Annotated in this window: 22 protein-coding genes; 8 read left to right on the top strand and 14 right to left on the bottom strand. The window is 41.7% G+C overall.

The features are described 5' to 3' along the window. Window positions 1-42: 42 nt before the first annotated feature. From J2W55_RS15525 to J2W55_RS15505, 5 genes are all read right to left on the bottom strand, one after another. The gene (locus J2W55_RS15525; protein WP_310097384.1) at window positions 43-921 is read right to left on the bottom strand and encodes a hypothetical protein; all 879 of its coding nucleotides are present in this window, start codon (window positions 919-921) and stop codon (window positions 43-45) included. A gap of 39 nt (window positions 922-960) precedes the next feature. Next, a complete protein-coding gene (locus J2W55_RS15520) occupies window positions 961-2205 on the bottom strand; it encodes a YdcF family protein (protein WP_310097381.1) in 1245 nt (414 codons plus the stop codon). Between the two features lie 82 nt (window positions 2206-2287). Beyond that, complete coding sequence (locus tag J2W55_RS15515; RefSeq protein ID WP_310097378.1) at window positions 2288-4741, bottom strand: bifunctional YncE family protein/alkaline phosphatase family protein; 2454 nt, start codon at window positions 4739-4741, stop codon at window positions 2288-2290. A gap of 22 nt (window positions 4742-4763) precedes the next feature. Continuing rightward, complete coding sequence (locus J2W55_RS15510) at window positions 4764-5600, bottom strand: hypothetical protein (protein ID WP_310097374.1); 837 nt, start codon at window positions 5598-5600, stop codon at window positions 4764-4766. A 115-nt stretch (window positions 5601-5715) separates the two neighbouring features. Then, window positions 5716-5859, bottom strand: a complete 144-nt coding sequence (locus J2W55_RS15505; protein WP_310097371.1) for a hypothetical protein — start codon at window positions 5857-5859, stop codon at window positions 5716-5718. A gap of 115 nt (window positions 5860-5974) precedes the next feature. Here J2W55_RS15505 and J2W55_RS15500 point away from each other — a divergent pair, with 115 nt between their 5' ends. The 5 genes from J2W55_RS15500 (at window position 5975) to J2W55_RS15480 (ending at window position 10183) form a co-directional block, all read left to right on the top strand. Next, window positions 5975-7021 carry a winged helix DNA-binding domain-containing protein gene (locus J2W55_RS15500; protein WP_310097369.1) on the top strand — a complete coding sequence of 349 codons (1047 nt, stop codon included), beginning with the start codon at window positions 5975-5977 and terminating at the stop codon, window positions 7019-7021. 117 nt (window positions 7022-7138) lie between these two features. After that, a complete protein-coding gene (locus J2W55_RS15495) occupies window positions 7139-7693 on the top strand; it encodes a carboxymuconolactone decarboxylase family protein (RefSeq protein ID WP_310097366.1) in 555 nt (184 codons plus the stop codon). A 165-nt stretch (window positions 7694-7858) separates the two neighbouring features. Continuing rightward, entirely contained in the window at window positions 7859-8470 is a 612-nt protein-coding gene (locus J2W55_RS15490; RefSeq protein ID WP_310097364.1) for a pyridoxamine 5'-phosphate oxidase family protein, read from the top strand. Further along, complete coding sequence (locus J2W55_RS15485) at window positions 8471-9355, top strand: helix-turn-helix domain-containing protein (protein ID WP_310097361.1); 885 nt, start codon at window positions 8471-8473, stop codon at window positions 9353-9355. Window positions 9356-9406: 51 nt separating this feature from the next. After that, the gene (locus J2W55_RS15480) at window positions 9407-10183 is read left to right on the top strand and encodes a DNA-formamidopyrimidine glycosylase family protein (protein ID WP_310097358.1); all 777 of its coding nucleotides are present in this window, start codon (window positions 9407-9409) and stop codon (window positions 10181-10183) included. 113 nt (window positions 10184-10296) lie between these two features. Here the strand turns inward: J2W55_RS15480 and J2W55_RS15475 are convergent, their stop codons facing one another. The 4 genes from J2W55_RS15475 to fbaA all read right to left on the bottom strand — a co-directional run bounded on the left by J2W55_RS15475 (window position 10297) and on the right by fbaA (window position 13052). Then, complete coding sequence (locus J2W55_RS15475) at window positions 10297-10887, bottom strand: hypothetical protein (protein ID WP_310097355.1); 591 nt, start codon at window positions 10885-10887, stop codon at window positions 10297-10299. Window positions 10888-10966: 79 nt separating this feature from the next. Then, window positions 10967-11398 (bottom strand): GNAT family N-acetyltransferase, encoded by a 432-nt coding sequence (locus J2W55_RS15470; RefSeq protein ID WP_310097353.1) that lies wholly within the window; start codon window positions 11396-11398, stop codon window positions 10967-10969. After that, a complete protein-coding gene (locus tag J2W55_RS15465; protein ID WP_310097349.1) occupies window positions 11358-11861 on the bottom strand; it encodes a low affinity iron permease family protein in 504 nt (167 codons plus the stop codon). Before J2W55_RS15465 ends, J2W55_RS15470 begins: the two co-directional genes overlap by 41 nt. A 111-nt stretch (window positions 11862-11972) precedes the next feature. Next, window positions 11973-13052, bottom strand: coding sequence for a class II fructose-bisphosphate aldolase (gene fbaA, locus J2W55_RS15460; protein WP_310097346.1), 1080 nt, complete (start codon window positions 13050-13052; stop codon window positions 11973-11975). A gap of 203 nt (window positions 13053-13255) precedes the next feature. Between fbaA and accD the strand changes: the two genes are divergently transcribed. Beyond that, window positions 13256-14101, top strand: a complete 846-nt coding sequence (gene accD, locus J2W55_RS15455; protein ID WP_310099085.1) for an acetyl-CoA carboxylase, carboxyltransferase subunit beta — start codon at window positions 13256-13258, stop codon at window positions 14099-14101. A gap of 70 nt (window positions 14102-14171) precedes the next feature. Here accD and J2W55_RS15450 read toward each other — a convergent pair whose 3' ends face one another. The 4 genes from J2W55_RS15450 to glmM form a co-directional block, all read right to left on the bottom strand. Beyond that, window positions 14172-14399, bottom strand: coding sequence for a hypothetical protein (locus J2W55_RS15450; protein ID WP_310097344.1), 228 nt, complete (start codon window positions 14397-14399; stop codon window positions 14172-14174). Between the two features lie 26 nt (window positions 14400-14425). Beyond that, a complete protein-coding gene (locus tag J2W55_RS15445) occupies window positions 14426-14908 on the bottom strand; it encodes a hypothetical protein (RefSeq protein ID WP_310097341.1) in 483 nt (160 codons plus the stop codon). Between the two features lie 168 nt (window positions 14909-15076). Next, on the bottom strand, window positions 15077-16213 hold the full coding sequence (locus J2W55_RS15440) for a cysteine desulfurase family protein (protein WP_310097338.1): 1137 nt from the start codon (window positions 16211-16213) through the stop codon (window positions 15077-15079). An 85-nt stretch (window positions 16214-16298) separates the two neighbouring features. Continuing rightward, window positions 16299-17687: a phosphoglucosamine mutase gene (gene glmM / locus J2W55_RS15435; protein WP_310097335.1), complete on the bottom strand. Its 1389-nt coding sequence runs from the start codon at window positions 17685-17687 to the stop codon at window positions 16299-16301. 320 nt (window positions 17688-18007) lie between these two features. On the opposite strand from glmM, the gene J2W55_RS15430 reads away from it, so the two are divergent. Both J2W55_RS15430 and J2W55_RS15425 read left to right on the top strand, forming a co-directional pair. Then, entirely contained in the window at window positions 18008-18571 is a 564-nt protein-coding gene (locus J2W55_RS15430) for a phosphatase PAP2 family protein (RefSeq protein ID WP_310097333.1), read from the top strand. After that, the gene (locus J2W55_RS15425) at window positions 18571-19287 is read left to right on the top strand and encodes a ZIP family metal transporter (protein ID WP_310097330.1); all 717 of its coding nucleotides are present in this window, start codon (window positions 18571-18573) and stop codon (window positions 19285-19287) included. Before J2W55_RS15430 ends, J2W55_RS15425 begins: the two co-directional genes overlap by 1 nt. Before the next feature lie 11 nt (window positions 19288-19298). Here the strand turns inward: J2W55_RS15425 and J2W55_RS15420 are convergent, their stop codons facing one another. Beyond that, on the bottom strand, window positions 19299-20375 hold the full coding sequence (locus tag J2W55_RS15420; RefSeq protein ID WP_374726369.1) for a M20 family metallo-hydrolase: 1077 nt from the start codon (window positions 20373-20375) through the stop codon (window positions 19299-19301). Between the last annotated feature and the right edge of the window lie 44 nt (window positions 20376-20419).

Below are 20419 nucleotides of genomic sequence, written 5' to 3'. Positions count from 1 at the left end.
AAACACGACTGATCTCAGATTCTTAAAATCAGCAAATGCATTTTACCAGGAGGTATTGGTAAATGTGATGTTATTTTTACGCGATGATGATACCGCTATCCCTTTATTATTATCACCCAGCAATGAAAAGCCTTCCAGTTCGTCCTCTTTACCGTCGATATTTATCTCTCTGATAACCTGCTGACTTCCAGCCTCAACTGATCTTTTCAGGTCTATATAGGTAAAGCGCCACATTCTGCCTTCCTTTTGGTTTTGAATAAGTACCAATATATTTTTTGATGGTATCCAATGCAGGTTTTGCACCCAGGCAGTACAATTGAATTTTTTATACAGTACACCTTTTTCACTTGTTTTCGCTGCCTTTTTTAAAGCCTCAGGGTCATACAGCCTAACTTCGTTACCATGGTCCCCATAATCGGCAGTGGCCACGTACCACTTATTATTATACTTTACATATTCGGGTCTTGTGCCTTGTATACACGCGTCATCATCAATGGTATTGATCAGGTTGCCGTCAAGCGTTCCGGTTTTCAGCAAACCTTTCCAGTCAATACAATAAATTACTGCCTTCCACTTGGTGCCCTCTTTATTCAGGCGGATAGAATTACCTATAAAAGTTGGCCCGGTAGCGTTATATGCAATGCCTGTTGGGTGATTGATTACATCCTGGCCATCCCTGGTTAGCTTATATTCCTTATTGACATAGGTAAGACTATCCCCAGTCAGTTTAAATTCCCGTATCATCCCTATTTCCCTGTCACCGTATAAAAAAATTCGTCCATTTTGATAGGAAATACCTTGGCATGCCCCTAACGAATCTATCGTAACAACACGTTTAACGGCCATATCAACGGTTTTATCAAAAAAAGCCGTGAGCCCGAGGCAAACCATGGCTACAGAAGCAAAAAACAATTTCTTCATGATGATATTTTTTTATTAACAATGCAGAATTTCAGCCTGTTACGGATCAAGCGGCTCATCTGCATCTATCTGCAAGGATTCAATAACCGGATAAAATTCCTGCTCGGTATCAGACAGGCGCTTGCCCAGTGTATAGGGAACGTAGCCCAGCTCTTTCTGGCATCTGGCCGCCATATTAGCAATAAAATAACTTTGTGATTTATCTGTAGAGGTGATACAAGGCTTGCTAAAAGGCATACCATAACGATATATGATACGTGCACAATTGCGCATGTTGGTAGTGGTATGCCTTGCATGAGGGTCAACCAGTATGGCATTCTCAGGTACGTGCAATTTTTCGACCATGAATTTCTTCATTTCATCGGCCTCACAATACCTGGTTTTATAAGGGTGTACTTTGCCGCCGGATGTCATGATGAACGGCGCCAGACCTTCAAAATATCTTAAAGCGGCCACCCGACAGCGCAACATACCTTCGGCACTTAATGCAACACCGTTCACATCGGGCCCTGCCCCGGGTACCAGTATCATAGTGTATTTATAATTGGCCCATTTGATGGTTTTGATCCGGTTGAACGCGTTTTTATTGGCCTTTAAGGTCATGGGTTCATCATTGGCAGCATCGCCCCTTTCGTTTATTTCGAGGCAATGCAAGGCGTAGTTCATGGATGGTACAAAGAACAGCGTTTCCTTTTTACTTTCGTCCATTATAGTTGCCGAAGCATCATAAACCAGGTTGAGGTACGATCGGCTCTTTACATTAAAGCTGATGGAATCAATTGCGGGGTAATTTGGCTTTTTACCTTCGGCGTAAACTTCGATAGCGTAGTTCACCGCTTTGACATCCTGTTCCCAGGCTTTAACCAGCAACTGTACAGGCGACAAACCTTTATACAGAATGTAAGTACCTGAGGGTATCAAATGCTGTTTCACCAGGTTGCCTAAAGCATTATCGGTTTTATACAAAGCGGCAAGCTTTTCGCCAACGGTTTTAATCTCGTCGTCACTAAACTTTATATATTGTGTAAAGCATAATGGCTCCTTGCAGGAAGTGAGCGACAGCTTTATACCATCAAGCTTATTTTGAGTAAGCTTTACAAGTTCAGGATCGGTACTTAACAGGTGTTTTGCCGCTGCGTTGTTTTGCAACAAAGTAAGCAAATAATAATTTTTAGTCTGCACAAAATCATTGCCTACCAGTTTATAATCCTGCCGGGCCGATTGGCCATAAGTATAAGAAACAACAAAGCAGCAAAGTATGAACAGGCACTTCTTAAAATTCATGGAGCAAAGGAACTTTTTTGTTATTAAGTGATGATTAACATTCATTAATCAAATTGAATAAGGTGTGACCATTGTTAAATGATCAATCATCGTCATCTTTCTTTTTTTGCTCCAATAACACAAAAGCGCTCCTTTTAGGGGCAGGCATTACAGAATGTTCGCCCTTTACTGATTTCCAAACTACCTCGTTCAGGTCCAAATCAGGTACGGCATCTTCCTTCGCAAAATTGAATAACTCAGACCGTTTGCTGCTTTCGTTTATGGCTATATTACGTCTTTCCAGGTCAACCTCAACAGGTTTCAATTGATATGGGGTTACATCTGCCTTGCTGGTAAAGCATTCATACAATGGCATAGCGCCTGCATCGTACTGGCTCATGGGCGGCAGGCCGAGTATCAGTTCCATGGTACGTAAAAAACCTGAAGTAGAGTACATGGTGTGTACCACCGCGTTTCGTTTTACATAAGGGCCTACTACAAACGCGGGCGAACGATGCGCGTCAATATGATCGGGGCCGTTTTGGGCGTCGTCTTCCAGTATAAACACAACCGATTCTTTCCAGATAGAACTTTGAGACAAATGTTCAATAAAACGGCCAATGGCCAGGTCATTATCAGCAACCGCCGCAACCGGTGATATTTTTCCTTTTTTTTGCCCGCTGGTATGATCGTTTGATATGCGGATAGTATTAAACTGCGGAACCGCGTTTATAGTAAGTAACGAGTCAAAATCATGCTGCCAGGCATCAACACGCACCTGGTCTTTAACATCGAGGTCAAAGCCGGGCGAATGTGCGCAAATATGCCCCTGTAAAGTTTTGATATTAGCTTTTCCGTCGTCGCTAAATTCGCCATAACTGCGATAGCTTATTCCGGCACGTTTGCAGTAATCCCATATAAAACCATCACGGGGGTAAGTAACCGGACGGCCGCCCTCAAAACTGGTACTGCCCCCGCGGCTGCCGTAACTTGTTGGCCACGTTTTTTCTATTACATCCGTTGCATAAGCCGCCATGCTCCAGTTATGCCCGTCGGCGCTAACTTCTGCATCTACATAAAAATTATCGAGCAAAACAAATTCCTTCGCCAGCGCGTGATGATTAGGGGTAACATGCTTGCCAAAAAGGCACAATGAAGTGTCGCCATTCCCTTCCGGCACATCACCTAAAACCTGGTCATAAGTGCGGTTTTCCTTTATAATATAAAATATGTGTTTTATAGGCGATTTTTCACCAAGCTTGCGCGGTACGGGGTTCCCTGCTTCGCCATCGGCCGTAATTGTTCTTTTATTTGTAAACGGAGTATTGGCATAAACCTGGCGTGTATATTGTTTTAGCTGGTCGGGTTTGGGAGCATCAATAAATGATAACGACCCTTTAAACAAACCCGCAATATATTGCAGCCTCCTGTTAGCTGTACTGCCGGTTTGGTATCCGCTGTTATCGGCTTTTGAAATGGGCTGCGGCCCCTGCGGATTGGCCATTGAGCTTAAACCTTTGCCGTTGGTTACCAGTATTTTGCTGCCCAACGTTTTCACGTTTGTAGGATACCAGCCTACCGGGATAAAACCCTGGCTTTTGCTGTAACCGGGTTTTGATACATCAAATACGGCAAGGCAATTATTATCGGCATTGGCTATGTACAACATTTTTTCATTAGCGCTAAGGGCCAGGCCATTTGTGGTTGAGCCCGTAAGCCGGGTTGGGTATAAGGTAGTGGCCACGGTTTCAATTACCTTACTGCTGTTGGTATTGATGATTGAAACCGTATTATCATTGGCATTTGCCACAAATAAATACGTTCCTTTTTTATTTAAAAGCAACTCATTGGGATGATCGCCGGTAGCTATTTTGCCGGTGATAGTTTGTGAAGCTGTATTTATAACCGCAACTGCCCTGCCCCCCCAAAGAGAAACATATAACTTAGTTTCATCAGGCGATAGCACACAGCTATAGGCAATTGCCGGTAATTGCACTTTATTAAGAATTTGCTTTGCCTGCGGATCAATAATATACAGTGTACTGTCCTCTTTGGTTACGGTATATAACCGGGTATTGCCTTTGTTAACCACAATGCCTGTTGGGCATATTTTATTTTTAGGCCACGGCGTTCCCAGTTTTATAGTATCAGCGTTGTTCAATTTATTACCCTGCAGATGGAAATCAAGTATCCAGTTATCATTACCGCCCGATGCGTACAGGTGTTTTTCGTCGCGGCTGAACGCCAGGCCATACCATGATTTACTCAATACCTTCTCATCCAGTAATTTTTCGCTCCTCGGATCTATAAGTTGTAATGATTGCGTGCTTTGGCCGTTGTTGGTAACTGCAAGTAACCTGCCTGAGGTGCTCAACTGCATGTTTAAAGGGAGGTCGCCAAGTGTTAACGAACGCCCTGCGGGGCTTAGTTTCCAACCGTTGGGAAGCAGTACCTGCCCGGTACCTTTTACTTTACCCGGAACTTGTGCTATGGAATAAACACAGGCCGACAGGCATATAACAATGACAGATATGGATTTTTTTATATAAATACTCATAAAAATAAGATCAAAACGGTGATTAATGTAAATTAAAAGAAACCTGCGCTCTTATGGTGTAACCATTTTGGGAGATTGTTGACAGGTCGCGTATGGCTTCGGAAGGAATCACATTACTGTGTGTAGCGTAAAAAATAGGTCCGCCACAAATTGAGAATCCAAATTTTGAACCTACAGGGGTATAATTAATTGATGGACCTACCAAAAGTTTAGCACCGCCTTCCGCCTCCTCCGAATCCCAGAAACCTTCCAGGTCCTGCCCTACGGCTTCTACCCCGCCAAAAAAGCTACCAGCAATACGATGATGAAATCCAACGCTGGTAACCAGGTCAATATCATCCCTGAATTTATCAAATGCTTTTTCAAAGCGCAGGTTACCGGTAAACTTCCATGAAGCGGCATCAAATGAGCCGGTAACCCGGCTGAATATAGATTTAACATTTGTCCAGTCGCGGCTTGCCCCCAGGCTTAAACCTATACGCGGGCCAAGCGGCTGTTTACCACCAATAAAGTCATGCATCAATTCGGCCTGTTGCGCGCTTGTGGTTCCTCCGTTTCGGGCAAAACCAACCGCGGCATTGGCATAAAACGTAAAGCGGTTACCCAGGTAACCTTTAACCGCCAGTTGCTGGTCAACACCGTTATATCCAAACGGGGCTGCTGCCCGCTCGCCATAACTGCCCGAATAATTTAAGCTCCAGTACGACGAAGTACCGGTAAGGGTATTCACAGAAAATAAAAACGGCTGAGGAGCATCCGCCACAAATTTAGCAGTGGGATTAATTGGCGTGGCGGTTTGTGCTTTGCCAGCCAGATTTAACAGTAATAGTGAAAACAAAAGGTAGAGTTCTTTTTTCATACGGCGCAATTAACTTTCTTTATATTAACCCACAGTTAGGTAAAAGTAAACTATATGTTTATGGGGTATACAGCTATAACTTTGTTACAAACCCGCCATATAAAACGGTGAGCTTTTACGTTCTTGCTTTCCTGAATGTAATTAACGATCCTATTACCACTCCTATGGCTATGCCTGCCTGCAAACTGTGTAATATAAGGCCGATGGCCATGCCAACAATTAATCCTCCGGCAAAGTATTCAGGTTTAATTTTCTTCACTTGATATAAAGTTAAAAGTTTAAAAAATAATTTGACGTACTTTTTTTGTTACTGACAGGCTGCTGTCACTTCGGACTTTAATTTTAACTTTATTATTCAGCATTTGTATATCCTTATGAAAGATCATCACCTGGCCAGTCAGCGAATTTATAACCAGCGAATTTACAATCCGGCTTTTCAAAAGCCCGAAGATGTTGTTAAACACATGGTAGCTATGCAGGCCCAGGACTATGCGGGCGCCAAATGGGCAGTGGGCCTGCGGATGCAAAACACCCATGAAAGTGTTATAGAACAAGCCATAAGCGAAGGTAAAATATTACGCACTCATTTGTTAAGGCCAACCTGGCACTTTGTTTTGCCCAATGATATACGGTGGTTGCTTACCCTTACCGCCCCGCGGATAAATGCAATAAATGCTGCTATGAGTAAAAAGTTTGAATTTACTGATGCCTTGTTTACCAAAAGCAATGTTGTATTGGCAAAAGCTTTACAAGGCAATAAACAACTTACCCGCCCAGAGCTTTTGGGTGTATTTGAACAGGCAGGGATTGCCACTAATGACCTGAGGTTTACCTTATTACTAATGAGGGCCGAACTTGACCAGGTAATTTGCAGCGGTGCCAGGGTTGGCAAGCAATTTACTTATGCTTTGCTGGATGATGTTGCACCAGCTGCCCTGCCGTTAACGCATGAAGAAGCCTTAACCAAACTCGCTTCGGGATATTTTACCAGCCGCGGCCCGGCCACGGTGCATGATTTTGCCTATTGGTCGGGCCTTACGGTAGCCGACGCGAGCATTGGATTGGAGAATGTAAAATCGCAGCTTGTTCATGAAACAATTGACGGCAAAACTTATTGGATGCCTAACAACGCTGAGGCAGTACCATCTAAAACCAAAGCCTATTTATTGCCGGCGTATGATGAATTTGCCATTGCTTATAAAAATCGTACCGCGTTGGTAAACCCTTTATATCTGAAACAGGCCCTTCACGTTGTTTTTGATCCCGCTATTATTGTTGACGACCAGGTAGTAGGCACCTGGCGCCGAACACTCAGGAAAAACACTGTTGATGTTGCCTTAAACTTATTTGGCAAACTTAATAAAGCTCAAACAAAAGCTGTTGAAATGGCTACAGCCAGATATCGGAAATTCCTGTTTTGAACCGGGGAATGTTTATCCGGGAAAATTGTCCATGCACTAACGAAATTCATCCATGTTGCAGCGTGCTTGCAGTATGCAACTTTGTATTGTCAATAACGACATACTAAAATTACTACAATGACACGTTTAAAAGCTTTAAACCCTGACCAAGCAACAGGTAAAACCAAAGAATTATTTAATGCAATACAAAGTAAACTGGGCGTAGTACCAAATATGATGCGTACAATGGGCAACTCTCCTGCCCTTTTAGAAGGTTATCTTAATTTTAGCGGCGCGTTAGCCCACGGAGCACTTGGAGCTAAAACCGGTGAGCTATTAGCACTGGCCATATCAGAAAATAACAGTTGTGATTACTGTGTATCCGCGCATTCTTATATAGGTGAAAAACTGGTTCACATTGGTGCCGATGCTATACAAGATGCCCGTAACGCAAAAGCTGCTGATACAAAAACAGAGGCCGCATTAAAATTTGCTACTATATTGGTTGCCAAAAAAGGTTTGGTAAGCGACAGTGATGTAGATGCTGTAAAAGCCGCCGGTTTTACCGAAGGCGAAGTTGGTGAAATTGTTGGCCATGTTGCTTTGAATATATTAACCAATTATTTTAATAACACAGCAAATACCGATATTGACTTCCCTGTAGCGAAACCATTGCAGGTGGTTGAAGCATAAGCAGTGGCAAGGGAAACGAATTAAGAATCCTGAAAAAGTATCTTTAAATTCGATAATCTGCTATCTGATTTGCGTTCAAAACAGCAGTTACGCTAAAAGTCAATGGTTAACGCCTTGACTTTTAGCGTATTTTTTAATTTCTTGAACTATAATAATTACCAAGTCATGAACTATTCAAAAATTGCCTTTACCGATGCTGTAAAAAATTTCCAGGAACGCTACGGCAGCCGGGCAAGTTACGGGCGTATGGAGGAACACAGATATGCTGACGGACTAACCGAAAGCGAAAAAGAATTTATAGCCAATCAGGATAATTTCTACATGGCCACCAACAGCGAGAGCGGTTTTCCCTATATCCAGTTTCGCGGAGGGCCAAAAGGTTTTTTGAAAGTACTTGATCATGAAACACTGGGCTTTATTGACTTTGGCGGCAACAGGCAGTATATTTCTGTTGGTAACCTGGCCACCAACAATAAGGTATCACTGTTTTTGCTTGATCAGGCGGCTAAAGCAAGGCTAAAGATATTTGCCGAAGCCAGTGTTTTATCCATTGAAGATAATCCTGAACTGTTTGATAAACTTGATCTGGATGACTATAAATTTAAGCCAGAAAGAATAATTTTGCTGAAAGTTGCCGGTTATGACTGGAACTGCCCGCAGCACATTACACCCCGATATACGCTTGAAGAGATACAGGAGGAATTTATGGCTCAACATGAGTATATTGACAAGCTTAGAAAAGAAAACGCGGCCCTGAAAGCACAGTTAAATCAATAAATGGCAGACCTGCAAAATACATTCACAATGGTTGATCCAATTAATGGCAACCTCGCTTTTAAACTGTTTTGGTTTGAAAACAACAGCTATTTTGATCATCTACAACGTAATAATTATTTTTCAGTGATCTGGATTAAAGAGGGATCGGGCAAATTAAAGTCAGATTTTTCGGAGTATGATTTCGATGCCAATACGCTGCTGGCCTTTACCCCTTACCAGCCTTTTATGCTGGCTTCAGATAAAAACCTGAGCGGTGTGGCTATACAATTTCATCCCGATTTTTTCTGCATCCACAAACATCATAAAGAAGTATCATGCAGCGGAATTTTGTTTGATAATATTTATCACCCTCCGTATGTGAATGTTGACATGGCCAGTGCAGCTACATTTAATATGATGCTTAGCCAGATAAAAGCCGAAATGGGAAATAAGGCGATGGCGCAATACGAAATACTGGTATCATACCTTAAAATATTCCTGATCACTGCCTCGCGCTTAAAATCGGCTCAACAAGCTATTGAACGCAAACCTGATAGTGAAAATAAAGAGCCATATATATTGCATGATTTAAAGGAAGCAATTGAAATTCATTTTAAAACCAAACACAGTGCAAGCGATTATGCCGATATGCTCAATATCTCGGCCAAGGCACTTGCGCGTATCACCAAAACACATTTCAATAAAACCATCAGCAATCTGATTGCCGAACGCATTATTATTGAAGCCAAGCGTGAATTATATTTGACCAATAAACCCATAAAAGAGATTGCCTATGAGCTGGGTTATGAGGATGAGTATTATTTCAGCAGATTTTTTAAAACCAATGCCGATGTTTCGCCGCAATTGTACCGCGATACAGTTGGTTTTGGCCGGGCAAGCGCATAAATTAAAACTTATCATATTATATTTGGTTATCCTACTAAAAACCTGTTATCCATGCCCGAATTACCCGATCTGCAAGCATTCAGCCACAATCTGAACAAAAAATTAGCCGGAAAAACGGTTAAACAAATAGCTGTTATCAATGCTAAAAAACTTAATGTTAGTCACAAAGAGCTGCAGGATAAACTTGCAGGGCAAAAGCTTGATGAAGTATACCGCGAGGGCAAAGAGCTTTATTTAAAGTTTTCAAAGGGCGATATCCTGGGATTGCATTTGATGCTGCATGGCAAACTTTTTTTGTTTAAGGATAAGCATGAAAACAAATATCCTATTATTGAACTGTATTTTAACGATGATACAGGCCTTGTGCTTACAGATTTCCAGGGCATTGCCACCCCAACTTTAAACCCCGAAGATAAAGACGCGCCTGATGCATTATCAAAAGACGCGGGTGTTGATTACTTAACCGCCCGGTTGCAAAAAACTAAAACTAATATTAAAACTGTACTGCTTGACCAAAAGATCATAAGAGGCATTGGGAATGCTTATGCCGACGAAATACTGTGGCATGCTCGTATATCACCATTTTCTGCAAGCAATAAAATACCAGCAGATAAGGTTAAACAACTGGTTAAATCAATTCACAGTGTATTGAAGGAGGCTGAGAAACAAATCATTAAGGCCAACCCGGATATTATTAGCGGCGAAATACGGGATTTTATGAACATCCATAACGCTAAGAAAACGAAGAGCCCAACTGGTGCGGAGATCCAGGTTAAGGATGGCTCCCGAAAAACATATTATACCGAAGAGCAGGAATTATATAGCTGATTTGGGGTTATTATCCATCATAATGAAAACATGTGGTTACGAGGACGAGGCGATCTCGTCGGTAACTGAAGAGATTGCCACCTTATCGTTGCAATGAGGTATTAAATAATAAATTACTTTAGCTTCTTTACCAGCACATTAAAATCTGCCCCTACTACGGGCATCTTTTTCCATTCGACATCCGGGCCTTTTTTATAATAAGTGCCACCATTTAGTAGGCCACACGAAAATCCAAGGCTTTTTCCGGGTATTGTACTTAAAAATTCAACAGAAACCAATAGCTCTCCCTTTACTTCAATTTTGTAAGGCGAAAGGTCAACGCTGATCAACTGGTTACTGGTTAACGGGGTATTGGGATCCTTTTCCCTTGTTATTGATCCCTTTATATCTTCCTTAACCAGGTTATCACCCTGCGGCAATCTATCGCCCATGGCATACACATTCACTTTAAAGGGGATGGTATCCTTACCCAAATTGTCGACATGAAAAGTAAGCTTGAGCAATTCAACCGGTTTGTGACCCGCATTCATCTTAATACCTACCTGGCCGCCCTGCACAATATTGAAGCTATTATTGGTTGTTCCTGAGCGGGATTTATTACCAATTGTTTTGGTTTTGTCCTGAGCCCGTACATTTAAAGCCAAAAAGCAAATAAAACAGGTAAAAAGTAATTTAAGGTTTGCGGTTGTTTTTTGAGGCGACATACTTATTTTAAAAAATTTAAAAAATATTAATTAAATGGAAGACGAGGATATGCGCCTATTGGTTGCACAGGTATTGCTATTATTTTCTGATCATTTTGTAATGCTTTATACCGGCTTCTTCAAACTCAGGGCCTGTTTTTTCAAAATTAAATTTCTCATACAATGACATAGCCTGTATCTGTGCATGTAAATAAACATAACCGGCGTCTGCTGGCAAATCGTTTAAAGCGGCCTGTACCAGGGCCTGTCCTACTCCAAAACCTCTGAATTTTTGCAATACTGCAAAACGTTCCAGTTTATAGCCTTTTTCTGTTTTTCGCCAGCGGCAAGCTCCCGCCGGTTCACCGTCAACAGTGGCCAAAAAGTGGTTTGATTCATCCTCAAACTCCCATTCCAGTTCGGGCGGGCAATTTTGTTCCACAACAAAAACCTCGCGTCTTACAGCGAATACTTTATCAAGCTCGGTTTGCTCAGTTACTTTTTTTACTTCTAACTTTAAGTTTGTGTGCATTGTAATGTGGCCTGGTTTTTAGTATGTCTAATTTAGCGGTATGGTTTTCTTCAGCTGCATCAATAGAGTGTGTACAGGTAATGTCGTCTTCCTGTTGCGCCAGGACGGCCAACCGAACATAAAACTTATGCAGCTGATCAAGTTCTTCTTCGGTAATATCCTCAATATCAACCATACGGTTACTCGCGCCCTGGTGTGAGGCCAGCAATTCATTTAATTTTAAATGTATCGCCTTTGAATCCTTATTCTGCGATTTCTGGATCAAAAAAACCATTAAAAAGGTAACCACTGTGGTACCCGTATTAATAATAAGCTGCCAGGTGTCAGAATATTTAAATATAGGGCCGGTAATGCCCCATACTATGATAATACCTATGGCAATTAAAAAGGCGTAAGAACTGCCTGTTGCTATAGTAGCCCAATTGGCAAATTGTTCAAATAAATTCTTCTTTTTTGTGGGCATGGTAGTAGGATTTATTATATAATATGGTAATAGAGTTTATTATACAATTATAGAAACAACAAAGCGCCGATACAACAACTGTATTGGCGCTTTGTTAGTATAAATGCGGGCTTATAATTTGCTGTTTACATCAACACAATTCAAATCTTCAAAAGCAGCAGCTAATCTTTTCACAAAAGTTTCTTCGCCCTTACGTAACCATACACGCGGATCGTAATATTTTTTGTTCGGAGAATCTTCGCCCTCTGGGTTACCTATTTGATGTTGCAGGTAAGCTTCTTTTGATTTGTAATAATCTTTTATACCTTCCCAGTATGCCCATTGCATATCGGTATCGATATTCATTTTAATGGCACCGTATGAAATGGCTTCGCGAATTTCTTCCTGGCTTGAACCAGAACCACCGTGAAATACAAAGTTGATAGGTTTTTCGGATGTTAAGCCAAATTGTTTTTTTACATACTCTTGTGAGTTATGTAAAATTACCGGCTGCAATTTAACGTTACCTGGTTTATAAACACCATGCACGTTACCAAAAGCGGCAGCAACGGTAAAACGCGGGCTTACCTTTAAAAGGTGCTCATATGAATAAGCAACATCTTCTGGCTGGGTATATAAACGTGAACTGTCAACATCTGTGTTATCAACGCCGTCTTCTTCGCCACCGGTTACGCCTAATTCAATTTCCAGTGTCATACCTAATTTAGCCATGCGGGCCAGGTATTTTGCAGAAATTTCAATGTTTTCTTCAATAGGCTCTTCAGAAAGATCAAGCATATGCGACGAAAAAAGTGGTTTGCCTGTTTCAGCAAAGAATTTTTCGCCATGATCCAATAAACCATCTATCCATGGTAAAAACTTCATGGCAGCATGGTCTGTATGTAAAATTACGGCCACACCATAGTGTTCGGCCAGTAAATGAACATGCTTAGCCGCCGATACAGCGCCTAAAATACAGGCCTGAAGTTTTGAATTATCCAATGATTTACCGGCATAAAATTGTGCGCCGCCATTTGATAGCTGAATAATTACCGGGGAGTTTACCAGCTTAGCTGTTTCCATAACTGCATTAATGGTATTTGTACCAATAACGTTTACTGCCGGTAAAGCAAACTGGTGCTTTTTAGCTACTTCAAATAGTTCCTGCACTTGATCGCCGTGCAGAACACCTTTATAATTTTTTAAATCCATGAGCTTTTATTTGGGCCTCGAAGTTATAAAATTTCTTGGTTTTAAGTTATAAATAGATAAGAGATTTTAGATAAGGGATTTTGGTGTAAGCAAGGTACTTAAGCAAAAAATGACTAAAGTTGTCTTATATCTGATATCTAAAATCTTATATCTAAATTATTTTTTCGTTTCTTTGTAATCAATTGAAAGAGCTCGACATAGATATGGCATGGTTTAAACGAGAGTTGAAAGGGATAATTACGACTACTGAGGAAAAGAAAGAAGCCCCAGATGGCATCTGGAATAAATGCCCTAATTGTAAGAAACCCCTGCATTATTCTGAGCAGGTTGAAAATCAATATGTTTGCCACTACTGTGGCTATCACCTGCGCATTGGTTCAAAAGAATATTTTGCGGTACTATTTGATAATAACGAATTTACAGAGTTGTTTACCGATCTTACGTCAGGTGACCCGCTGCATTTTGAGGATACTAAAAAGTATACCGACAGGCTAAAGGAAACTCAAACTAAAACCGGCTTAAAGGATGCCATACGTGCAGGAGCCGGTAAAATTGACGGGCAGGACCTGGTAATAGCCTGTATGGATTTTAATTTTATTGGCGGTTCCATGGGATCGGTGGTTGGCGAAAAGATAGCCCGCTCAATTGATTACTGTATTGCTAATAAAGTTCCATTCCTGATGATCTCAAAATCAGGCGGGGCGCGAATGATGGAAGCCGCCTTCTCTTTAATGCAGATGGCCAAAACATCGGCCAAACTTGCTTTATTGTCACAAGCTAAAATACCGTATATTTCGTTACTAACTGACCCAACCACGGGAGGTGTTACAGCATCATACGCTATGCTTGGCGATATCAATATTGCTGAGCCGGGAGCACTGATAGGCTTTGCCGGGCCGCGGGTTATTAAGGAAACAATTAAAAAAGATTTGCCCAAAGGGTTCCAGACTGCTGAATTTGTTCAGGAGCATGGCTTTTTAGATTTTATTGTTGACCGCAGGGAAATGAAAGAGAAGTTGGCGTCGTTTATTAAAATGATGGCTAATTAAAAGAATCATAAAATAACAAAACAGGCTATCCAGTTTGGATAGCCTGTTTTGTTTGTAATAATGCGGCATGTTACCGCCCAATTGACCCTTCCAAAGCGCCTCCGCCTTCCACATTCTGATCGGGAAGATCGGCAAGGCTTCCGTCCTCATGTAACACCTTAAAGTGTTTTTTATGAGGCCCATACTTTTCAAGGTAATCTTCACATTGATTGATACTGCTATCAATATTCTTGTTAAATGCCCTTGCTTCATTAATGTTACCCTGCTTCTTAGCAGGTTCAAAACTGCTGTACATCATGGTCTTACCCCCTATCTTAGGTTAAATTAAATACCCTCCGTACCCGGCTCATGGCCTACCATTCTGCCGGTTGTACGTCCTTGCGGCCGACTCTCAAAATCGGCTTTAGACGGTCCTTCTGATGGGAATTCTCTTTTATCGGGAGGCGTAACATCATTCTGTTCGCTGTATGAGGTATTGGCTCCTTCTTCTGGTTGATTTACTTCTGATTGCTGGTTGTAGCCAGTGCCTTCGTTTTCTGATTCGCCTTCTTCAGGTATTTCGTTATCGTCATCCTCGACGGGCAATTCATCAGGCTGGTCATATTCTTCGTCCTCATCATTCAGGTCCTGTTGATTAAACGTAGGTTCCAGATCATTAGTATAGTCGTCCTCGTCTTCTTTTAGTTCATCACCGTCAAGATCGCTGCTTGAAAAAGCATCTTCATTCTCATTATAAGCGTCGTTTGTATTGTCGTAATCATTACGATCGTCCTGGGGATCCCAGGTTTGTTCATTATTCAAAATCATAGGTTTTAATTTAGTTGTTAATTAATAAACCTATGTTATTGCTATATTGTTTCAACTTTATCGAAATAAGAAAATAAATTTCATCACGAAGAAATAATGAGCTGAGCAAAAAAAGCTTGCCATCCTAAAAGCGGGAAGGCAAGCCAGTAAAAATTTTTAATGATACGCTTATGCGTTCACCAGGCAAAGCTCGCGAATTTTGGCTACCGTATAATCAACTTCCTCGCGGGTGTTGTACTTTGAGAAAGAGAACCGGACAGACGGACGGGATGAACTGGCGCCAATAGCAGTAAGCACATGCGAGCCAATATCAGTGCCTGAACTGCAGGCACTGCCACCTGACGCCGATATACCGGCAATATCAAGGTTGAACAGCAGCATATCTCCCATCTCCATTTCGGGAAAAGCGACATTTAATACGGTATACAGGCTTTTATCAGCATCGGTTTCACCATTAAAGGTAATTCCGGGTATTTGGTCAGTTAACTTACCCATCATATAGGATTTTAAGCCCTGGATATGCTGGCGATGATGCTCCATTTCTGAATAGGCTATTTCAAGCGCTTTGGCAAGACCAACAATACCATAAATATTTTCAGTACCGCCGCGCATATTACGCTCCTGCGCACCACCATAAATAAATGGTTTTATTTTAATACGATGATTTATATGTAAAAAGCCAACCCCTTTTGGCCCGTGAAGCTTATGCCCGGCACAAACTAAGAAATGTGCTTTGAGCTTGCTTAGGTCATGCTCATAGTGCCCCATAGTTTGCACGGTATCACAATGGTATATGGCGTTATATGCTTCACATAGGTCGCCGATGCGCTGCATATCTGAAAGGGTACCAATTTCGTTATTGGCATGCATAATAGATACAAAACTGCGTTCGTTATCTTTTAACAGCGTTTCCAGGTGGTCATAATCAACATTGCCCTTGCTGTCAACGTCAACAAAGCTTAGTTTAATGATACCTGATCTTTCCATGGCTTCCAGCGTGTGGATTACCGCGTGGTGTTCAATATGACTGGTGATGGCATGTGTTATCTGATGATCAACAATTCCGCAGCGGATGGCGGTATTATCGGCCTCGGTACCGCTTGAGGTGAAAAATATTTCGGCAGGTGATGTATGTAGTAAGCCGGCAATTGTTTTACGTGCCCTTTCAATAAGTGTCCTTGCTTCGCGGCCATGCGCATGAATAGATGACGGATTACCATAATGGTTCTCCATAACCTTGTACATCTCTTTTAAAACCTCAGGATCAAGCGGCGTAGTGGCAGCATTATCAAAATAAACACGCATCTTTTTAACATTGAAATAGTGAATTATTGATTTTTAAGGGCTACAGAATATCAAATTAATAATCCGGTAACCAATAAATCAACAATTAGTTCACTTGTAAAACTTCTTTTATATCGGCAATTATTTTATTTGCCAGGCCATTTGCTACCGTTTCTGAATTACCTTCAGAATAAATTCTGATAATAGGTTCGGTATTTGACTTACGCAAATGTACCCATTCTTTATCAAATTCTATTTTCAATCCGTCAATTGTGCTATGTGGGTGTTTGCTGTACTTCTCCTCAATCTTAACTAAAAGGGCGTCGATGTCCATTCCCGGCGTTAATGTTATTTTATTTTTTGAAATAAAATAACCCGGATATGACATACGCAGGCTTGAAATTGACTTGCCATACTTAGCCAAATGAGTTAAAAACAAAGCTATGCCAACCAATGCATCGCGGCCATAATGCAATTCGGGATATATTACGCCCCCGTTGCCCTCGCCACCTATCACCGCGTTCACCTCTTTCATTTTGTTAACTACGTTCACTTCGCCAACTGCGGCGGCATGGTATTCGCCTCCTTCCTTCTCGGTAACATCACGCAGCGCCCTGGTTGATGACAGGTTTGATACCGTATTGCCTTTGTTATTCTGCAAAACATAATCGGTTACAGCTACCAGGGTATATTCCTCGCCAAACATGTTTCCATCCTCGCAAACAAAGCACAACCGGTCAACATCCGGATCAACCGCTATCCCTAAATGAGCTCTTTTAGCCTGTACTTCTTTTGAAAGGTCAGTCAGGTTTTCAGGCAAAGGCTCCGGGTTGTGCGGAAAATTACCATCCGGCTCACAATAAAGCTCATGAACAGTTTCAACGCCCAGCGCCTGCAGTAAGGCCGGTATAAAAATGCCGCCCGTTGAGTTAACGCAGTCAATCACCACACTAAACCTGGCTTTTTTTATTGCCGCCACATCAACCAGCGGAAGCGCCAATATCAGGTCAATATGCTTTTGTAACCAACTGTTATCCAAGGTAACTTTACCCAGGTCGTTCACATCGGCATATTTAAAATCGCTGTTCTCAGCCATTTCAAGTACTTCTTTACCATCGGTATCACTTATAAATTCACCGGCGGCGTTCAGCAATTTAAGGGCATTCCATTGTTTAGGATTGTGGCTTGCTGTTAATATGATACCCCCTGCCGCATTTTCGCCGGTTACGGCAACTTCTACGGTTGGTGTTGTTGATAAACCAAGGTCGATCACATCAATGCCAAGGCCCAGCAAGGTGCCTGTAACCAGGTTATTTACCATGGTACCTGAGATGCGTGCATCCCGGCCCACAACAATTTTTTTTATTCCCGATTTTTTTACGGCCCAGGCTCCGTACGCCGATGTAAATTTTACAATATCCAATGGTGTTAAGCCATCGCCAACAGCGCCTCCTATGGTGCCCCGTATCCCTGAAATAGATTTTATAAGTGTCAAAATTATCTTGTTTTGGTGAGCAAAAGTAAAAATATTTAAACGATAAGCTGTGTAAAAATGTGCACAATTTGCTTATTAAACATCTATTTGCGTCAAAAATTATAACGCAATCGTTTGTTTAATAATGTTTTGACTTTTCACCTTTTCATGGCAAAGCACAAATGCAACAAAGTTACAATATGTATTTAAATTGTAAATTCTTCGGGTATTTGCCGGCATTAACTATTATCGCATCAATGTTGTTTAAAGTAATTAATACCTTTGGCAATTAAGTTTAATACCATATTTGCTGGCTTTTAATTTTTACCTGAAATACACCAATGCCTGAACATTTTTTGCAGCTCGACCGGCATTTATTTTATTTTATTAATCATGACCTGTCAAACCCGTTTTTTGACTTGATCATGCCGTTATTGCGTAACCCCAGGTTTTGGATCCCCTTGTATATTTTTATTATTGGTTTTTGTATTTATCATTATAAAAAACAGGGCGCCATTATCATCATATTGCTGGCTTTGGCTGCAGGCTTTGCCGATTTTACCAGTGCAAGCATTATTAAATATAATGTAAAAAGACTGAGGCCCTGCCGTGATCCTGTCGTTGCTCAAACCGACATTAGCCGGGTGCCCTGCGGAATGGGTTACAGCTTCCCTTCTACCCATGCTACCGACCATTTTGCCATGGCCATATTTTTAAGCCTTGTTTTTTTCAAAAAATGGCGATGGATATGGTTTTGGACAATATTATGGGCCGGGCTCATTTGTTTTGCCCAGGTTTATGTTGGTGTGCACTTTCCTGTTGATGTGCTTTGCGGCGCATTGTATGGTTCCCTGGTTGGCGCATTGTTTGCTTTCATTTTTAAAAAATTACAACCCTCTTTTTAATGGCTGCCTGGAAAATTGTTTTATTATTTTTTAGTGCCTTTTGCGGCGGCACATCTGTGTTTTTCTTTAAGGGCGATAATCATAAAACCCTGAAACTGGTACTGGCATTTAGCGGAGCATATCTGTTTGGCATCACCGTTCTGCATTTAATTCCCGACGCTTATCATGGCAACGATAACTGGGTTGGTGTTTTTATACTCGCGGGCTTTTTATTCCAGATCATATTGGAGCAGTTTTCAGACGGTATTGAGCATGGGCATATGCACAAACCAAAGCATGATCATGTGGTATTTCCACTGGGCATTATGGTTAGCCTTTGCCTGCACGCTTTTTTAGAAGGGATGCCGCTTGCACAGGGCAACCAGGACCAGCTGGTTTATGGCATTGCACTGCACCATATACCAGCCGCCTTTGCGCTGGCAACCGTTTTGCTTACCAACCGCCAAAATAAAAGGAATACCATACTTTTTATAACCTTATTCGCTATAATGGCTCCTGCCGGTTATTTTTTTAGTACAGCCTTAAGCAATGGTGATATTGGTAATTTACAACATTATTTTAACCGTATTATGGGTGTTGTAATAGGTATATTCCTGCATATATCAACTACCATTCTTTTTGAGTCAAGTGCCGATCACCGGTTCAATCTGCGTAAAATGATAGCTGTATTGCTGGGTGTAGCTATTGCATTGGCGGGGTTTGTAGGCGAACTTTAACCCCAACCGACTCAATTTATACTTTCCAGCATTTTAATGTACAGTTCTATACCTTCCTGTATTTCATCCACATAAACAAACTCATCAGCTGTATGGGAACGTGCTGAATCACCGGGCCCAACTTTGATAGACGGGATATCCAGCAATGATTGGTCTGACGTTGTTGGCGAGCCATAAGTGGTGCGCCCAAGCGCGATACCTGCTTGCACTATAGGATGCTCTTGGGGTATAGATGACGGTTTTAGCCGTATAGAACGCGGGTTAACATCGCAGCTTACATGCTGCCTGATGATGTCCAATACTTCTTCGTTGCGATAAGCATCGGTAACCCTTACATCAACGGTAAAAGTACAGCTGGCCGGTACTACATTATGCTGCGACCCTGCATTGATTATAGTAACCGACATTTTTATAGGCCCAAACACTTCTGATTCTTTTGGAAATTTAAAGCTACGGAACCATTCAATATCTGTTAAAGCCTTATAAATGGCGTTGTCACCCTCTTCGCGGGCAGCATGGCCGGCACGGCCATGTGCAACACAATCCAGCACCATTAGCCCCCGTTCGGCAATGGCAAGCTGCATCAGGGTAGGCTCTCCTACTATACCAAATTCCAACTTCCCTAATTCCGGAATAATCAATTCCAGGCCGTTCACGCCGGATATCTCTTCTTCGGCTGTGGTGGCCAGGCAAAAATTATATTTTAAATTTTCTTTATCATGAAAATAAAGGAACACCGCGATAAGCGATACCAGGCAGCCACCAGCGTCATTACTGCCAAGGCCGTAAAGTTTGCCATCCTCAATTTTAGCATCATACGGATCACGTGAGTAGCCTGAATTAGGCTTTACCGTGTCATGATGAGAGTTGAGCAAAATAGTTGGTTTCCCGGCATCAAAATGTTTGTTCCAGGCCCAGATATTATTCATTTTCCGATGGGTTACAACGCCATGTTGCTGCAGAAACTCGTTGATCAGATCGGCGGTGCGGTCTTCCTCTTTGCTAAAGGATGGTATGGATATTAATTGTTGCAGTAACGTTACTGCCAGTTGAAATAAATTATTGTTATCGGCCATATATGCAGGCATATCCTATAGTGGTGAGGGGCAAAATTAATACTTTTTTCTTCATC

This window comes from Mucilaginibacter pocheonensis, assembly GCF_031456535.1.
Lineage (GTDB): Bacteria > Bacteroidota > Bacteroidia > Sphingobacteriales > Sphingobacteriaceae > Mucilaginibacter > Mucilaginibacter pocheonensis.
The sequence above is the reverse complement of the archived record's forward strand: the minus strand, read 5'-3'. Positions and strand labels throughout refer to the sequence as shown.

Coding starts and splice junctions, on each gene's coding strand:
- J2W55_RS15430 (WP_310097333.1), top strand. CDS start 18,008: ATGCCTGAACATTTTTTGCAGCTCGACCGGCATTTATTTTATTTTATT.
- J2W55_RS15470 (WP_310097353.1), bottom strand. CDS start 11,398: ATGCACACAAACTTAAAGTTAGAAGTAAAAAAAGTAACTGAGCAAACC.
- J2W55_RS15485 (WP_310097361.1), top strand. CDS start 8,471: ATGGCAGACCTGCAAAATACATTCACAATGGTTGATCCAATTAATGGC.
- J2W55_RS15445 (WP_310097341.1), bottom strand. CDS start 14,908: ATGATTTTGAATAATGAACAAACCTGGGATCCCCAGGACGATCGTAAT.
- J2W55_RS15475 (WP_310097355.1), bottom strand. CDS start 10,887: ATGTCGCCTCAAAAAACAACCGCAAACCTTAAATTACTTTTTACCTGT.
- J2W55_RS15420 (WP_374726369.1), bottom strand. CDS start 20,375: ATGCCTGCATATATGGCCGATAACAATAATTTATTTCAACTGGCAGTA.
- J2W55_RS15525 (WP_310097384.1), bottom strand. CDS start 921: ATGAAGAAATTGTTTTTTGCTTCTGTAGCCATGGTTTGCCTCGGGCTC.
- J2W55_RS15490 (WP_310097364.1), top strand. CDS start 7,859: ATGAACTATTCAAAAATTGCCTTTACCGATGCTGTAAAAAATTTCCAG.
- J2W55_RS15440 (WP_310097338.1), bottom strand. CDS start 16,213: ATGCGTGTTTATTTTGATAATGCTGCCACTACGCCGCTTGATCCTGAG.
- J2W55_RS15515 (WP_310097378.1), bottom strand. CDS start 4,741: ATGAGTATTTATATAAAAAAATCCATATCTGTCATTGTTATATGCCTG.
- accD (WP_310099085.1), top strand. CDS start 13,256: ATGGCATGGTTTAAACGAGAGTTGAAAGGGATAATTACGACTACTGAG.
- J2W55_RS15465 (WP_310097349.1), bottom strand. CDS start 11,861: ATGCCCACAAAAAAGAAGAATTTATTTGAACAATTTGCCAATTGGGCT.
- J2W55_RS15495 (WP_310097366.1), top strand. CDS start 7,139: ATGACACGTTTAAAAGCTTTAAACCCTGACCAAGCAACAGGTAAAACC.
- J2W55_RS15510 (WP_310097374.1), bottom strand. CDS start 5,600: ATGAAAAAAGAACTCTACCTTTTGTTTTCACTATTACTGTTAAATCTG.
- J2W55_RS15520 (WP_310097381.1), bottom strand. CDS start 2,205: ATGAATTTTAAGAAGTGCCTGTTCATACTTTGCTGCTTTGTTGTTTCT.
- J2W55_RS15450 (WP_310097344.1), bottom strand. CDS start 14,399: ATGATGTACAGCAGTTTTGAACCTGCTAAGAAGCAGGGTAACATTAAT.
- J2W55_RS15500 (WP_310097369.1), top strand. CDS start 5,975: ATGAAAGATCATCACCTGGCCAGTCAGCGAATTTATAACCAGCGAATT.
- J2W55_RS15425 (WP_310097330.1), top strand. CDS start 18,571: ATGGCTGCCTGGAAAATTGTTTTATTATTTTTTAGTGCCTTTTGCGGC.
- J2W55_RS15480 (WP_310097358.1), top strand. CDS start 9,407: ATGCCCGAATTACCCGATCTGCAAGCATTCAGCCACAATCTGAACAAA.
- fbaA (WP_310097346.1), bottom strand. CDS start 13,052: ATGGATTTAAAAAATTATAAAGGTGTTCTGCACGGCGATCAAGTGCAG.